This window comes from Rhodanobacter sp. FW106-HT46G03, assembly GCF_058789895.1.
In genome coordinates this window covers 408091-424298 of record NZ_JBYTCC010000001.1, presented here as the reverse complement: position 1 = coordinate 424298, position 16208 = coordinate 408091, and the positions used below count along the sequence as shown (strand labels likewise).

The following is a 16208-nucleotide window of genomic DNA, read 5'->3' as shown; positions in this document are numbered from 1 at the left end:
CGCTCAGCGCTTGTCGATCGGCACGTAGGCGAGGTCTTCCGGGCCGGTGTAGTTGGCGCTCGGACGGATGATCTTGCCGTCCTGGCGCTGCTCGATCACGTGCGCGCTCCAGCCGGCCGTGCGCGAGATCACGAACAGCGGCGTGAACATCGCGGTCGGCACCCCGAGCATGTGGTACGTGCTGGCCGAGTACCAGTCGAGGTTCGGGAACATCTTCTTGACCTCGCCCATCACCTTCTCGATCCGCTCGGACACCGCGAACAGCACCGGGTTGCCGCCATCGGTGCACAGCTTGCGCGAGATCTCCTTGATGATCTCGTTGCGCGGGTCGGACACCGTGTACACCGGGTGGCCGAAACCGATGATGATCTCCTTGCGCTCCACGCGCGCGCGGATGTCCGCTTCGGCATCGTTCGCGCTGCGGTAGCGCGAGATGATCTCCATCGCTACCTCGTTCGCGCCGCCGTGCTTGGGGCCGCGCAGCGCACCGATCGCACCGGTGATGGAAGAGTACATGTCCGACCCGGTGCCGGCGATCACGCGCGCGCTGAAGGTGCTCGCGTTGAATTCGTGCTCGGCATAGAGCACCAGCGACTTGTCCAGCGAGTTGGCGTGCAGCTCGCTCGGCGCCTTGCCGTGCAGCACGTGCAGGAAGTGCGCGGCGATCGACTCGTCGTCGGTCTCGGTCTCCACCCGCTTGCCGTTGTGGCTGAAGTGGTACCAGTACAAGAGCATCGAGCCGAAGCTCGCCATCAGGCGGTCGGCGATGTCGCGCGCGCCGGTGACGTTGTGGTCGTCCTTCTCCGGCAGCACGGTGCCCAGCACCGAGCAGCCGGTGCGCAGCACGTCCATCGGATGGGTCGCGGCCGGCAGCAGCTCCAGCGCGGCCTTGACCGGCGCCGGCAGCCCGCGCAGGCGCTTCAGCTTGGCTTTGTAGTTCTGCAGCTCGGTCCAGTTCGGCAGGTGGTCGTGCACCAGCAGGTGCGCCACCTCCTCGAAACAGCCTTTGCCCGCCAGGTCGTGGATGTCGTAGCCGCGATAGTGCAGATCGTTGCCGCTGCGGCCCACCGTGCACAGCGCCGTGTTGCCCGCGGCCACGCCGGACAGCGCCACCGATTTCTTGGCTTTGGGAAGGACTTGTTCGCTCATTGAAGTTCTCCAGTTTGGTGCGTGAACAGCGCGTCGAGCTTGTCCTCGTAGGCGTGATAGCCGAGGTAGTCGTACAGCTCCTCGCGCGTCTGCATGGTGTCCACCACGGCTTTTTGCGTGCCGTCGCGGCGCACGGTTTCGTAGAAACCCAGCGCCGCCTTGTTCATCGCGCGATACGCGCCACAGCAATACAGCGCGATATCCACGTTGGCACTGGCCAGCTCGGCGGTGGTGAAGAACGGGGTGGAACCAAACTCGGTGAGGTTGGCGAGGATCGGCACCTGCACCGCCGCCTTGAACTTGCGGTAGTCGTCCAGCGTCTGCATCGCCTCGGGAAAGATCATGTCGGCGCCGGCTTCCACGTAGGCCACGGCGCGTTCGATCGCGGCGTCGAGGCCTTCCTTCGCGGCGGCGTCGGTGCGCGCCATCACCACGAAATCGGCGTCGGTCCTGGCGTCCACCGCGGCCTTCACGCGGTCGACCATTTCCGCCTTCGGCACCACCTCCTTGCCGGGGCGATGGCCGCAGCGCTTCTGGCCCACCTGGTCCTCGATATGCACCGCGGCGACACCGATGCGCTCGAAGCTCTTGATGGTGCGCGCAATGTTGAACGCGCCGCCCCAGCCGGTATCGATGTCGACCAAGAGCGGCAGGCCGGTGGCCTCGACCACGCGCCGGGCGTCGGTGAGCACGTCCTCCATGGTGGAAATGCCCAGATCCGGCATGCCCAGCGAGTTGGCCGCCACCCCGCCGCCGGAGAGATACAGCGCCCGGTAGCCGACGCGCTTCGCCATCAGCCCGGCGTACGCGGTGATCGCCCCCACCACCTGCAACGGTCGCTCGGCCGCTACTGCCGCCCGGAAACGGGCGCCGGAAGATGTCGATTGCACGGTGTTTGCGCCTCTACGAACGCGGCCAGGGGCCTTTGTGCCGTCAGAGCCGCGCGAGACGCAGCTCGGTCAAATGTTCGCGCACGAAATCCAGCCGGTCCTGGCCCCAGAAGATCTCGTCGCCCACGACAAACGTGGGGACGCCAAAGATATTGCGTTCCTGCGCCCGTGCCCAATTGGCCGTCAGGACGGCCAACCGCGCGGGGTCCTTGGCCGCGGCCAGCGTCGCCGCACGCTCCAGGCCGACCCGTTCGGCGACCGCACCCAGCACATCGAGATCGCCGATGTCCCGACCATCCGCCCACTCGGTGCGCATCACCTCGATCACGTACTCGCGCAACACGCCGCGCTCCTGCGCCAGCAGCGAAACCGCTCCCGCGCTGGTCGGTTCGGTGGTCTTCGGCGGCGGCACATACGGTATGCCCATCCGCCGCGCGAACCGTCCGACATCCTGCCGGGCCAACGGCACCTTGAACTTCGCCCGCTCCGGCGGCGAGCGTCCATTCCACCCGCCCAGCGGACGCCACGCCAGCTCGACGCGAAAGTCGTCCAGCAGGTTGAACATGCGCTTGGAAGCCAGGTAGCAATACGGGCTGCGAAAATTGAAGAAGATTTCCAGCTGGACACTTTCCATCAAACCCACCTCAATCGATGGCTACGCACGATCGGCGGTACGCCGACCACCACTATCCGCCGGTGGCCGTCCCTGGCCACCAGGATGGCAATCACTCAGTTGCCGCCACCCGAATCACGCATGTACTGCACCTGGAACATCCGCTCCGGGCTGAGCTTGGGATTGATCTGTCCCTCGAATTGCCCGGTGGTGCAGTGCTGCGACTCCAGATCGACCATCGAGAACGAGTCGTCGATCGGGATGCCCGAGCCCTTGTTGCCCGCAAGCTGATAATCCGGGTCGGTCTTGCCGATGATCCAGTTCTTCCACAGCGAGCCCTTGCGGTCGTAGATCAACGTCCGCGCCAGCGCACCGGTCTGTGCATCGACAAAGAAGATGCGCTTGCTGATCGGCGAACCGGAATCGACCGGCACTGCCTCCAGTTCATACACCTTGCGCAGCTGCCAGGTGATCTCCGGGAAGCACCCGCCCTGGCCGCCAAAGGCGACGAACTTGTATCCGTTCGACTGCGGAAACTCACTCGACAGCTTGAGTTCGTTGTGCCGATAGAGCGGAATGAGCACGTTCTTGGTGCCCTTGTAGGTCCACTTCATCGCCGCCACGCGGTCGTTGTAGCCCTCGAAATCCTGGATCATCAAATCCGAACCGAGGAACGAGTCCGTGGTCTGCGCCGAAGGCAGACGCCGCACCCGACGCTGGAAGCCCAGATACAGGTACGTGTCATCCAGCTTGCGATCGTCGTCGTAACGCTGGATCAACAACTGCGTATTGCGCACGTCGTCGGGGCTGTTGACCTTGAGGTAGATGCTGCGGAAGACGTTCGACGGATTCGGGGTAATGTCCGGAATCGGCGTATTTTCAAACCGATGCTTGTAGTTGAGCGTGTGGTACTCGATGTTGATCACACGCTCCACCTTCCCGGATTTCATGTCCTTGTATTGGAAAATGAACGGGTTGATCGTGCCGTTGTCGCCCCAGTTGAGGCCGCGCTGGAAGTTCCACGCAAGCTTCAGGCCCGCCGCCGGGTCCTTCAGCGAAGGCTCCTCCGGGAACGGCCGCCCCGCCACGTAGCCATCCAGCTGGCCGGTCTTGGCGTCGACCTTCACGTTCTTGTAGTCGGCCTTGGTCGCGTCGCGATAGCTTTTCGGCAACATTTCCGAGAACGTCGGCTTGGTTTGCACCTGGTACCAGCCATTCTTGATGACCAGATACATGCCGGGGTCGAGAATGTCCTTGTACTTCTCGACATTCTCCTTGTTGATCGTCACGCCGGGCGTATAGCCCGGGGAAGTCGGCATGCCTTTCGCGTACGGATTGAACGAAGCATCGACCACGGCATCGCCGGTCGGACTGTTGTTCTCGACAAATCCGGTGGACTGCCCGGCCGCGATGGCTGCAGCGGAGAGCATTGTCAGCAATGCCGCCAATGCCGTGGCAAGCGGTTTCTTTTTCATGATCTACCTCCAGAAATGATGGTCTGCAAAACGGTTCGGCAGCATCAGAAGCTGACCCGCAACTTGACGAACAACTGGTTCTCCTTGCCCGCGGTACCAAGCGGACCTGCCCGGAAGCGGCCAAGCGGCTCGATGCCACCCAGGCCATACGACCCATCGGTGAGCGCCTGCATCGGGTTGGCGTTGGTGTAGGTCGTGAACGGCGCCCACGGATTGCACGAACGGCAATCGTCAAACCCGTAACGGCTCAGGTCGTTGTAGTGGAACAGCGCGCCGGCCGTCAGGTTGACGTGGTTGTTCACCAGCCAGTTGATGGAAGGTGAAACGGTGCCGGCGTGGGCCTTCCAGTCATGCGCGATGAGCAACTGCGGGCTCAGGCGGCCGTTCATGTAGGTCGGCTTCACCAACAGGGTGAACGTCAGGTTGTTCTTCCAGTCGGGGATGCCTTCCGGGCCCAGAGGGCCGTGCTTGCTCTGGTAGTCGTAGATGTGCTGGAAGAACACCTGCGCCGACACCAACGTGGCTTGTGCGCCGCTGATGAACGGGATGAAGCTCAGGCGGTCGATGCCGATGACCGAGCGGAACACCGGGTTCTTGGAATACAGCTGCGGCTGCAGCGTGTTGGCAAACTCTTCGCCGCGGGTGTACGCGCCCTCGAAGCGGATGGTCGACTTTGCCCAATCCCATTGGTAGTCCATCGAACCACCGAACAGGTTGACACGCGGAAAATGCATGTCAAACGCGATCAGATGCTCCACCGGAATCTGATTGAACGGCGGCGGCGAACCCGCATTGCCAGGCACCCCGGTGAAGGAGTTGATGGCTGCGGTGTTGATGCCGTGCAGGCTCGGCAACTGCGAACGGTAGGTCAGTGCATTCAGCGAGAACGACAGCGCACCGCCCGCCGAGACGCCTTCGAACTTCAACCCGACCGGCGAGTTGTTCAGCGTCCACTTTGGTAGAACCACGTTGCGAATGCCGATCTGGTGGGGGCCGAAGTCGGTGGCCGCGAACCCGGCACCACCGGCGTTTGGCGGCGTACCCGGCGGGATCGCCGCAAAGTTGGCTACCGTGCCACCGTTGTCCCACAGGTTCTTCATGCCGCGGAAGAAACAGCCCGCGTCCAGGATCGAGTTCGGGGTTCCGCACTGGCCCAGGTTGCTGGGGCGGAATTTTTCCATGTTCCAGACCAATTGCAGGTTGGAATCCTGGAACCACTTCGACGCCCCCATGCGGTATTCAACCGTGGTGATGAACATCGGAATGCGGGTGTCTTCGAGCTCGTCGTAGATGTTGTTGCGCGAGAAATCCACCGGGTTGATGACGTCGAGCACGCGGAACAGGTCGGTACGCCCCCAGATCACCTGCTGGCGCCCCACCTTGATGAACAGCGACTTGGTCGGCGACAGCGGCACGTCACCACTGACATACACCTCGCGCAGGAAATCAAACCGGTTGTTGAACTCCGGGAACTCCAGGTCGTGACGGCTGAGGTTGCCGTAGCCGCCGAAATTCACGCAACCACGCGGGTCGACATTGCATGGCCGCACCGGCACGCCAAATTCCACCCCGCCGCGGTTGACCGAATGCCAGCGCTGCCCCAGCACGATCATCCCCTGGTTGGGGTTGTAATTGGGTGCGCCGGGGTTGGTGGAGTTGATGCCGAACGCATTGCTCGGCGGCAAACCCAGCATCGTGGCCTCGTCGTGGTTCAAGCCACCACCGTGCGGCACAAACGGCTGCGCGAGATTGGTGAACGGACTGCCGACAAAAGCCTGGTACGCCGAGTTCTGCAATTGGATCGGGCCACCAGCCTCATTGCCGTATTCGCTGGCATTCATGCGGTACACGCCATCAAACGTGCCGCGCAGGGTGGCGTGAAACTTCCAGTGATCCGAAACCTGCTTGCCCAGCGACAATTGGAACGTATTGCGCATTTTCGACAAACCGGCGGTGTGTCCGGTGTAGTCCTCGCCACGGTACTGGGTATCGTTTTCGTAATATCCGTGGACGTCCCATCCCGATTGCGTATTTTGTGCCAGTACGTTCGGCGCCATTATCAGCAGCGGCGTACCGGCCAGTAGCAGCCATGCGCCGCGTTTCGCGGCGGTGGATTTTTTGCTCATTGGTCTCCCCTCCAGGCGTGTTGGTTTGTTGCAGCTCAAGCGATTTCGGACTTGCCTACAGCGTCTTGTTGACCGGCGGCAAACATCGCGGGCTCGCAATATTCATCGTCGGCTGGAGCCTCCCAGCTGCTGGCGTGGGCATGGGTAACAAAGTGCGGCTTCAGAATCAGGCACCAGGCCGGCACGATGAACATGGCTGCGACCGCATTCAAAACGAGCATGAACGAAAGCAGCAGGGCGGCGTCGGACTGAAAACGCAGATCCGACATGAAGATCCACAGGGCAACGCCGGCCACGAGCGTGACGGCGGTAAAGCTCACGGCATATCCAGTGGTGCTGAATGCCTCGATCACCGCACGTTTGAGATCCGGCACGCGGGCCATCTCTTCGCGGATGCGGTCCATGAAGTACACCGCGTAGTCGATGCCCACCCCGACACCCACCGCGATCACCGGCACCACGTTGACGTCGATGCCGATGCCGCGCCAGCCCATGTACGCATACGTCATGACCGTCGAGAACAGCATCGGGACGACCATCAGCACGCCGGCGTGGACCGAGCGGTAATACCCCATGACCAGCAGGAAGGCGATCAGCATCACCAGCGGCACGATCACCACGTTGTCGCGGTCGATCGCGCGGTTGGTCGCCGCGGTCACGCCGATCAGCCCACCGGCCAATTCCATCGACATGCCCGGCACGCCCGGCGCGATCCGGGCGATGCTGTCGCGCGCCTGCTTCATCGCGCGGTCCACGGTGACCGCGCGGTGGTCCTTGTAATAGAACACCACGTCGGCTTCATCGCTTGCCGGGTTGGCGTACTGCTTGAGCGCCCCCGGGATCGGGCTCGATGCCATGTAGGCAAACATCAACCCGCCGGCCTCGCGCGCGTCGCTCGGTATCTGCGCCCAGCGCGGATCGTTGTAGTGGGTCAACCGGTTGACCTGGCGCACGACCATCGGCAGCGCAGTGGTGCCGCCGGTGTCCGGGTCGAGCATCATGTCGTTCTGCAGGCGCTCGATGGCGTGCAGGACCTTGGGATCCTTGATGCCGCCGGGCTGGTCAGTGCGCACCAACACATGCAGCTCCTCGGAGCCGGGGAACGCGGTGTTGATGGCGGTGGTGGACAGGTTGTAGTCGTGGGTCCGCTGCAGCAAGGGCGAGCCGGGTTCCGAGTCGCCAATCTGGACATGGGAGGCGTAATAGGTACCCGCGCCAAACAACACCAGGACCAGCACCAGTATCGTCTGGGCGCCCGGGCGGTTGCCCCCGGTGCGCGCCATGAACTTGCCGAGGGCGGCGCGAATGCCGTGGTTCTTGTTTTGCGTCTTGCGTGGCGCCGGCAGAACTGTCAACGCCAACGGCACCATGAAGTGGACGGTGAAGATGACGGAAAACGCCCAGAACCCGGCCGACATGCCCAGCTTCTGGTCGAACGGCACCGTGGCCAATACCAGGGCCGCAATGCCCAGCGAGTCGACGATGATCGCGAGCGAGCCGGGCCGGAACAGGGCCTCCAGCGCGTTGCGCGCCGCCCGCTTGCCGTCGTGGACGACTTCGAATTCCTCGTAATAACGCGCCACCAACTGCACGCCATGCGACATGGCGCGCGCCGCAATGAGGAACGGGATCGGCATGGCCAGCGGTTCGAGGTTGAAGCCGAACATCGCCATGAAGCCCAGGCCCCAGATCGACGACAGGCTGATGCCGATCAGCGGCAGAAGCACGCCGTAAAAGCGGCGGAAATACAGGATCAGGAGGGCGGCCAAAAGCGCCACGGTGCCGAACAGGATCGCGATGATCTGGTTCAGATAGGTGTAGACATAGCCGGTCAGCACCGGGTTGCCGGTGGCATGGATGGCATAGCCGGGCGTGGCCAGGTCGGTGCGCAACTTGATCAGCGCATCGATGAACGTGCGGTAGTCGACCTGGCCCTCGGTCAGCCGGGCACGGATCAGCGCCGACTTGAAGTCCGGCGATACCAGCATGCCGTACACCTGCGGGTTCTCGACTACCGCGGCCTCCAACTGCTGCAGGGCAGCCTTGCTGGTGGGCGGATTGTGCGGGTCGAAATACGGCGTGGAGACGATGCTGCCGTCGGAGGCGAGGTGGGTGGAACGCACCGTGCGGTGGGCAAGGCTGGACACCTGGTTGTGGTCGACAAACGGCAGGCTGTCCACGCCCTGCGTTGCCCGGTAGATCAGGTCCAGCGCCTTGGCATTGAAGATCGTGCCGTGCTCGGCATGGATCTCCACGACCATTTGATTGGCGCCGCCGAAATTGTCCTTGATTCGGTTGTAGGTCTGGATATAGGCACTGTCCTGCGGCAACAGATCATTGAAATCCGTGTACATGCGCAGCTTCGGCAAGAAAGCGGCAAACACGACGGTGATGAGAAAAATGATGCCCAGTACGGTTTTGGGATTGGCAAACAACCACTGTTCACCGCGCACCAGGGCACCGGTAATGACATTGCGTAGCTTATGCATGATGTCAACCTTCAATCAGCGTTTCGGCGGGTGCCGAACTGAATCAATTGCGAGCCACCTGCGACCATGGCACCACCGGATGGAATGGCCGCAACCGCGGTCAATTCACCGGCACTCGCGTCATTGACCTGGCGCGCTGCCCAGTTGTCTCCGACCAGGGTGATGGATTTACCGTCGGCGCCAACGCCATAGGCCTTTTCGGCATGGCCGCCAAACGCGTAAATGCTGGCTTTTACCGGGTTGTCGCTTGCCACCCACGTCCGGCCGCCATCGGCGGTAGTGAACATCGCCCCTGCAACCCCGCTCACCCAGCCGCGGTCCTTGTTCGAGAAGTACATGGCATAGGGATAAAAATCAGCCGGCAGCGGGCTGGCCTTGGTCCAGGTCTTGCCGCCATCAACGGTGTTCAGCACGGTGCCGAATTCCCCGCCGATAATCCCGTGCTCAGGGTCGAAGAAATGCACCGTGCTCAGGATCGCGTCCTCGCCGAGGGTCGTCGACACCCAGGTCTTGCCGTGATCCCCACTCATCGCGATGTCGGTGTGGCTGCCGACCACCCACAACCGCCCGGCACCGTCGCAGGTCATGGCAACCGGGGTGATCTTTCCCGGGATGGGGCGGGCTGCCCATTGGCCATCGACCTGGACCCAGACCTTGCGGTAGAAATCGAGGGCCACCGGCACGTCGCCCGGGCAGGCGGTGGCGCCGATGATGGAAGCAGGTGGTGCGAGGGTTGCGCGGGTCCAGTTGCGCCCGCCGTCGCGGCTGCTCAGCATGACGCCGCCAAGCGTGCCCGCCACCAGTTCTTCGCTGGTGGCCGCCACCGCATCGAAGCGATCGGTCCGGCGTGTCCCATCGGGCGCGACGGCCGCCGCGGCCCCGGTGGTTCCCTGATCGGCGGCACACCCGCTCACGGCCGCTGCAAGCGCCGTGGCCATGAGTAGCCCGTATGCGTATCGCCTGTCGACAAGTTGCATGATCCCCTCGCTCCGCCATGCGCGCATGGCAGCGTCAGTTGTTGCTTCGATGTGGCGGCCGGGTGAAGCAGCACCGCGCTGCCTCACCCGTCAGCTCACGCGTCGGTACCGGTTTTCAGGACACCGCGCTCTTTGGCGAGCCGGTAGGCGGTGCCTTCGATCATGTCTTCCTGACCGCCAACCATGCCGCGCCGCCCCATTTCCAACAGGATCTCGCGCGCCGGCACGCCGTACTTCTCCGAGGCCCGCCATGCAAAGCCGAGGAACGAGCCGTACACGCCGGCATAGCCCAGCGTCAGCGCGTCACGCCCGATCTTCTGCGGTGTCTTCTTCATCGGCCGCACCAGATCCTCGGCCACGTCCTGGATCGCAAACATGTCGACCCCGGTCTCGATCCCCATCAAGGCGCAGACCGTCACGAACACCTCGGTCTGGGTATTGCCGGCACCCGCGCCCAGCCCGGCGCACGAGGTATCGACGCGATTGACCCCCGCCTCCACCGCCGCGACGCTGTTGGCCACGCCCATCGACAGATTGTTGTGGCCGTGGAAACCAAGCTCGGTTTCCGGACGCAGCGCAGCGCGCAGCGCGTGGATCTTTTCGGTCACCTGGGCCGGCAGCATGTGGCCGGCGGAGTCGGTCATGTAGATGCAGTTGGCGCCGTAGCCTTCCATCAGCTTGGCCTGGGAAACCAGACCCTCGACGGAATTCATGTGGCTCATCATCAGGAAGCCGACGGTATCCATGCCGAGCTTGCGCGCTTCGGTGATGTGCTCCTGCGCCACGTCCGCTTCGGTGCAGTGGGTGGCGATGTAGATGCTGCGCACGCCCACGTCGTAGGCCATCTTCAGGTGATCGACCGTGCCGATGCCTGGCAGCAGCAGGGCCGACACCTTGGCGTGCTTCACCAGCGGCAGCACCGCCGAGAGGTACTCCTCGTCGGTGTGCCGGCCGAAGCCGTAGTTGACCGAGCCGCCACCCAGGCCTTCGCCGTGGGTCACCTGCAGCAGTGGGATACCGGCGCGATCCAGCCCGGTGGCGACGGAGGTCATCTGCTCCAGCGTCATCTGGTGGCGCAGGGGATGCATGCCGTCACGCAGGGTGACGTCGTGCACGACGATGTGCTTCTTCTCAGTACTCATGTGCTTGGCCCTATGCGACTTTCAGCTTCAACGTGCCATCGAGAATGCGTTCGGCGAAGTTTTCCGCGGTACGGGTGGCCGCCGACGTCATGATGTCGAGGTTGCCGGAGTACTTCGGCAGGAAATCGCCGAGGCCTTCGACCTCGATGTAGACCGAGACGCGGTTGCCGTCGAAGATCGGGCCCTGGACGATGCGGTAGCCGGGTACGTAGGTCTGCACCTCGGCCACCATCTTCTGGATCGACTCGGTGATCGCCTTCTGATCCGGCGCTTCCGCGGTCAGGCAATACACGGTGTCGCGCATCATCAGCGGCGGCTTCGCCGGGTTCAGGATGATGATGGCCTTGCCCTTCTTCGCGCCGCCGACGCGTTCCACCGCGAGGGCGGTGGTGACGGTGAACTCGTCGATGTTGAGGCGCGTGCCGGGGCCGGCCGAGCGCGAGGAGACGGTCGCCACGATTTCGCCGTAGGCCACCTTCTGCACGCGCGAGATCGCCGCCACCACCGGCACCGTGGCCTGGCCGCCGCAGGTGACCATGTTGACGTTCATTTCCTGCTGGCTGGTGTGCTGCTGCAGGTTGATCGGCGGCACGCAGTACGGGCCGATCGCCGCCGGCGTGAGGTCGATCATCATCACGCCGAGCGCGGTGAGCTTGTCCGAATTGGCCTTGTGTGCGGCGGCGCTGGTGGCATCGAACGCGATCTGCACGCCGTCCTCGATGACGTGCGGCAGCATGCCGTCGACGCCGTCGGCGGTGGTCTTCAGGCCGAACTCGCGCGCCCGCGCAAGGCCCTCCGAAGCGGCCACCACACCCACCATCCACACCGGCTCCAGCACCTTGGAGCGGCGCAGTTTGTACAACAGGTCGGTGCCGATGTTGCCGGGGCCGATGATGGCGCACTTGATCTTGTTCATTCTCGGGTTCCTGTACTGGTCTCAGACAAAACGCATCGACGTGCTGCCAAGGTTCTGGAAGCGCACGTGGATCGCATCTCCCGCCGCAACCGGAATCGCTTCCGTCGCGCCGCCGCTCATGACGTAGGTGCCGGCCGGAATCTCCTGGCCGCGCCGGGCAAGGTGATTGGCCAGCTCCGCGACCGCGGTGGCCGGATGACCAAGCACCGCAGCGCCTGCCGCCATCGCGACGATCTCGCCGTTCTTCTCCATCACCAGGCCGAGCGTGCGCAGGTCGAGGCCTTCGACGTCGGCGGCGACATCGCCGACGACGAAGCGGCTGGCCGAAGTGTTGTCGGCGATCACGCTGGCGAGGTCGAAGCGGAAATTCTCGTAACGCGAGTCGATGATCTCGACCGCCGCCACCACGAAGTCGGTGGCGGCGAGCACCGCGCCGACGTGGCAGCCGGGGCCGCGCAGCGGCTGCTTCAGCACGAAGGCGATTTCCGCTTCCACCTTCGGGTGAATGAGTTCGGCCATGCGGATCTCACTGCCGTTGGCCGCGCTCATGTAGTCGAACAGCAGGCCGAAACACGGTGTCTCCACGCCCATCTGCTTCATCTTGGCGCGCGAGGTCAGCCCGGCCTTGAGCCCGACGACGCGCGAACCGCGGGCTTCCTTGCGCGCACGGATGGCCGCCTGGATGGCGTAGGCGTCATCCCGATCCAGGTGCGGGTGGGCATCGGTGATCTTCGCCACCGCGCGCGCCTCGCGTTCGGCGTCTTCCAGATGCGCCGCCAATTGTTGAATGGTCTTTTCGTCAAGCGTCATGGTGGCGACCCTCAGGCAAAGCGCACGGAGCAGCTGCCGAGACCGCCGACGCTGCAGTGGAAGGAGTCGCCTGCCGTCACCGGCATCAGCGGCGATTGCGATCCGGACAGGATCACTTCGCCCGCCTTGAACGGGATGCCAAGCGCGCCGAGCGTGTTCGCCAGCCACACCACGGAATTGACCGGCGAGCCCTGCACCGCGGCGCCGGCGGCGGTGGAAACGATCTCGCCGTTCTTCTCGACCACCATGCCGGCGACCGCGAGATCCAGGCCGCGCGGCGAGCGCGGCGTGCCGCCGAGCACGAACACGCCGCAGGAGGCGTTGTCGGCGACCGTGTCCTGGATCTTGATCTTCCAGTCCTGGATGCGCGAATCGACGATCTCGAAACACGGCAGGACGTAATCCGTCGCGCGCAGCACGTCGGCCGCGGTGATGCCCGGCCCATTCAGATCGCGCTTCAGGATGAACGCCACTTCGGATTCAGCACGCGGCGCGATCAGCCTGTCCGTGTCGATCGCTTCGCCTTCGCTGCACACCATGCTGGAAAGCAGTTGGCCGAAATCGGGCTGGTACACCTTCAGCATGTTCTGCACGGCTTTCGAGGTGACGCCGATCTTCTTGCCGACGACCCGATCACCCGCGCCGATCCGCCGCTGGTTCATGCGCAACTGGATGGCGTACGCATCCTCGATGGTGATGTCGGCGACGCGCTCGGTCAGCGGCGCCACGGCGCGGCGCGCCACCAGCGCATCGAACAATTCATCGCCATAACGGCGGATATCGCCTGCTTCCAGGGTCATGGTCTCAGGCCGCCTCGTCGAGGAAATCGGTCACCAGCCGTGCAAACCGCGCCGCGTGCTCGATCTGGGTCCAGTGCCCGCACTTGCCGAACACGTGGAGCTGGGCATTCGGGATCCAGTTGGCCAGGGTCAGGGACGTTGCCACTGGCAACACCTGGTCCTCGCGACCGTGGATCATCAGCGTTTCGTGCGGCAGCGCGCGGATGTCCGCTTCCGGCGTGCACAGGGCATCCACGCCGTTCTGGCGCGGCGCCGGAAACATCGCCGAGAACGACTCCTGGAAACCCGGCTGGATGCTGGCGCGATAGCGCAGCTCGGCCAGCTCGTCGGTGACCAGCGTGCGGTCGTAGGCGAACAGATCCATCATCTTGCGCATGTTCTGGAACGAGGGCTCATAACCCCAGACCTGGTCCAGCCCCGGCGTGAGCTTGAACGGCACGCCGGCCGCACCCATCAGCACCAGCCGGCGCACGCGCTCGGGGTGGCGCACGGCGAGCGCGAGCGACAACGCGCCGCCGAAGGAATTGCCGATCAGATCCACCTTGGACAACTTCAGCGCATCCATCACGCCCAGCGCGTGGGTGACCCAGTTGTCCATCGTGTAGTGGTAGCCGGCCGGGCGGTCGGTGAAACCGAAGCCGACCATGTCCGGCGCAATGACCCGCCGTTTTTTCGCGAACGTCGGCATCACCGGCCGCCAATTGGCGAACGCGCTCACGCCCGGACCGGAACCGTGGATCAGGAACAGCGGAATGCCCGAGGCACTGCTGTTGAGGTCGTGGTAGTTCGTGCGAATGCCCGCGGCGACAATGTTCTTGCCGATCTCGGGGTTGTCTTGCGTGCTCATGTTCAATGTCCTTGCGATGACGGCTCAGGCGTACTTGATGCAGACGTTGCGCAGCTCGGTATAGAACTCGAGCGAATGCACGCCACCCTCGCGGCCAATGCCGCTCTGCTTGCTGCCGCCAAACGGGGTGCGCAGGTCGCGCAGGAACCAGCTGTTGATCCAGGCAATGCCCACGTCGATGCCGGCGGCGACGCGATGCGCGCGCCCGAGGTTGCCGGTCCACACCGTCGTGCACAGGCCGTACGGCGTGTCGTTGGCGAGCGCCACCGCCTCTTCCTCGCGGTCGAACGGCGCGATGTGGCAGCACGGCCCGAAGATTTCCTCGCGGATGACCGGCGAGGTTTCCGGCAGACCGGTCCAGATCGTCGGCTGGATCCACGAACCAGCCTGCAGTGCGTGCGGCATCTCGGGCACGCCGCCGCCGGTCACGATGGTGGCGCCTTCGTCCTTCGCCCTGGCGTAATAGCCGAGCACCTTGCGCCGATGCTCCTGCGAGATCAGCGGACCAATGCCAGTCGCCTTCTCGCCGGGCAGCCCCGGCTTCAAGGCCTCGGCCTTGTCCTTCAGTGCCGCCACGAAGCGGTCGAAGATCGGGCGCTCGACGTAGACGCGTTCCGTGCCCAGGCACACCTGGCCGCAGTTGGCAAACGCGGCGCGCGAAATGCCCTCCACCGCCGCGTCGAAATCCGCATCGGCAAACACGATGCCGGCGTTCTTCCCGCCCAGCTCGAACGACACCGGGCGCAGTCCGCGCGAGGCGGCGCCCATGATCGCCTCGCCGGTACGCGTCTCGCCGGTGAAGGTGATCGCGTCGATGTCGGGGTGCGCGGTGAGGAACTCGCCGGCCGAGTCCGGGCCGAGCCCGTGCACGACGTTGTAGACCCCCTTGGGAATGCCGACCGCATTCATCACCTCGCCCAGCAGCGTCGCGGTGGCCGGCGTCTCCTCGGAGGGCTTCACCACCACGGCATTGCCGCAGGCCAGCGCCGGGCCGACCTTCCAGGTCATCAGCAGCAGCGGCAGGTTCCAGGGGCAGACCACGGCCACCACGCCGCGCGGCTTGCGCAGCGAATAGTTCAGCACCGCGCCGCCATCCGGGGTGCTCATCTGGAAGGTCTCCGTGGGGACGTTCTTGATCACGTCGGCGAAGATCTTGAAGTTGGCGGCGCCACGCGGGATGTCGATGTGCGAGGCCAGCGACACCGGCTTGCCGGTATCCGCCACTTCCGCGGCGAGGAAATCGTCGAACCGGCGGTTGATCTCGTCCGCCACCTTGTACAAGAGCTCGACGCGCTGCGTGATCGGCATCTGCCCCCACGGCCCCTTCATGGCCGCGCGCGCCGCGGCCACGGCCGCATCCACCTCGGGCCGGCCGCCTTCGCAGACCGTGCCGATCAGCGAGCCGTCCACCGGGTTGCGATCCTCGAACGTCTTGCCGCTCGCGGATGCCACGAATTCGCCATTGATGAAATGCAGGAACTTTTTCATGGATAGACTCTGCGTTTGCCGTGTATCGGACAAAATCGAACTCACTCCGCCGCGTCGGACAATCCCGCCGCGGCGATCCCCGCCCGCGCGCACTCGGCGTCCTGCTCCGCGGACCCGCCGGAAACCCCGATGCCGCCGACGCGCTCCAGGCCGGCATACATCGGCACGCCACCACCGAACGTCACCAGGCGCGGACGCTGCGGCATGCCGGTACGCAGCGCCGGATCGGCATTGAGCAGCGCGGGCCAGCGTTCGGTGGGAAAACCAAAACCGGCGGCGGTGTAGGCCTTGTCGATCGCGATATCGATGGAATGCAGGAACGCACCTGGCATGCGCAGGAATGCCACCAACACCCCGGCCTCGTCCGTGACGGCCGCGTTGACGCGGATGCCAAGGTTTTTGGCATGCTCCAACGCGGCCGCCGTTGCCGCTTGCGCGGCTTCGACAGTGACACTGGCGTGGTGGTGTGTGGTGTTCATTCCCGGC

14 protein-coding genes are annotated in these 16208 nt (G+C 64.3%); all 14 read right to left on the bottom strand.

The window, feature by feature from the left end; genetic code table 11:
• Positions 1–3 precede the first annotated feature (3 nt).
• Positions 4–1149: a bifunctional 2-methylcitrate synthase/citrate synthase gene (prpC, locus tag AC3WP6_RS01770; protein WP_492626079.1), complete on the bottom strand. Its 1146-nt coding sequence runs from the start codon at positions 1147–1149 to the stop codon at positions 4–6.
• Entirely contained in the window at positions 1146–2039 is an 894-nt protein-coding gene (prpB, locus tag AC3WP6_RS01765; protein ID WP_492626078.1) for a methylisocitrate lyase, read from the bottom strand. The genes prpC and prpB overlap by 4 nt, the downstream gene beginning before the upstream one ends.
• A 43-nt stretch (positions 2040–2082) precedes the next feature.
• Entirely contained in the window at positions 2083–2673 is a 591-nt protein-coding gene (locus tag AC3WP6_RS01760) for a 2-hydroxychromene-2-carboxylate isomerase (protein ID WP_492626077.1), read from the bottom strand.
• Positions 2674–2768: 95 nt separating this feature from the next.
• Positions 2769–4127, bottom strand: coding sequence for a DUF1329 domain-containing protein (locus tag AC3WP6_RS01755; RefSeq protein ID WP_492626076.1), 1359 nt, complete (start codon positions 4125–4127; stop codon positions 2769–2771).
• Between the two features lie 44 nt (positions 4128–4171).
• Complete coding sequence (locus tag AC3WP6_RS01750; RefSeq protein ID WP_492626075.1) at positions 4172–6253, bottom strand: DUF1302 family protein; 2082 nt, start codon at positions 6251–6253, stop codon at positions 4172–4174.
• Positions 6254–6288: 35 nt separating this feature from the next.
• Positions 6289–8742, bottom strand: coding sequence for an efflux RND transporter permease subunit (locus AC3WP6_RS01745; RefSeq protein ID WP_492626074.1), 2454 nt, complete (start codon positions 8740–8742; stop codon positions 6289–6291).
• Positions 8743–8753: 11 nt separating this feature from the next.
• Positions 8754–9719, bottom strand: a complete 966-nt coding sequence (locus tag AC3WP6_RS01740) for a WD40/YVTN/BNR-like repeat-containing protein (RefSeq protein WP_492626073.1) — start codon at positions 9717–9719, stop codon at positions 8754–8756.
• Positions 9720–9814: 95 nt separating this feature from the next.
• Positions 9815–10861 (bottom strand): 4-hydroxy-2-oxovalerate aldolase, encoded by a 1047-nt coding sequence (dmpG, locus tag AC3WP6_RS01735; RefSeq protein WP_492626072.1) that lies wholly within the window; start codon positions 10859–10861, stop codon positions 9815–9817.
• Between the two features lie 10 nt (positions 10862–10871).
• Positions 10872–11777, bottom strand: coding sequence for an acetaldehyde dehydrogenase (acetylating) (locus tag AC3WP6_RS01730; RefSeq protein ID WP_492626071.1), 906 nt, complete (start codon positions 11775–11777; stop codon positions 10872–10874).
• A gap of 21 nt (positions 11778–11798) precedes the next feature.
• Positions 11799–12587, bottom strand: a complete 789-nt coding sequence (gene dmpH / locus AC3WP6_RS01725; protein ID WP_492626070.1) for a 2-oxo-3-hexenedioate decarboxylase — start codon at positions 12585–12587, stop codon at positions 11799–11801.
• Between the two features lie 11 nt (positions 12588–12598).
• Positions 12599–13387: a 2-oxopent-4-enoate hydratase gene (gene dmpE / locus AC3WP6_RS01720; RefSeq protein ID WP_492626069.1), complete on the bottom strand. Its 789-nt coding sequence runs from the start codon at positions 13385–13387 to the stop codon at positions 12599–12601.
• 4 nt (positions 13388–13391) lie between these two features.
• Complete coding sequence (locus tag AC3WP6_RS01715; RefSeq protein WP_492626068.1) at positions 13392–14234, bottom strand: alpha/beta fold hydrolase; 843 nt, start codon at positions 14232–14234, stop codon at positions 13392–13394.
• 24 nt (positions 14235–14258) lie between these two features.
• Entirely contained in the window at positions 14259–15722 is a 1464-nt protein-coding gene (locus AC3WP6_RS01710) for a 2-hydroxymuconic semialdehyde dehydrogenase (protein WP_492626067.1), read from the bottom strand.
• 41 nt (positions 15723–15763) lie between these two features.
• Entirely contained in the window at positions 15764–16201 is a 438-nt protein-coding gene (locus AC3WP6_RS01705; RefSeq protein ID WP_492626066.1) for a GlcG/HbpS family heme-binding protein, read from the bottom strand.
• Between the last annotated feature and the right edge of the window lie 7 nt (positions 16202–16208).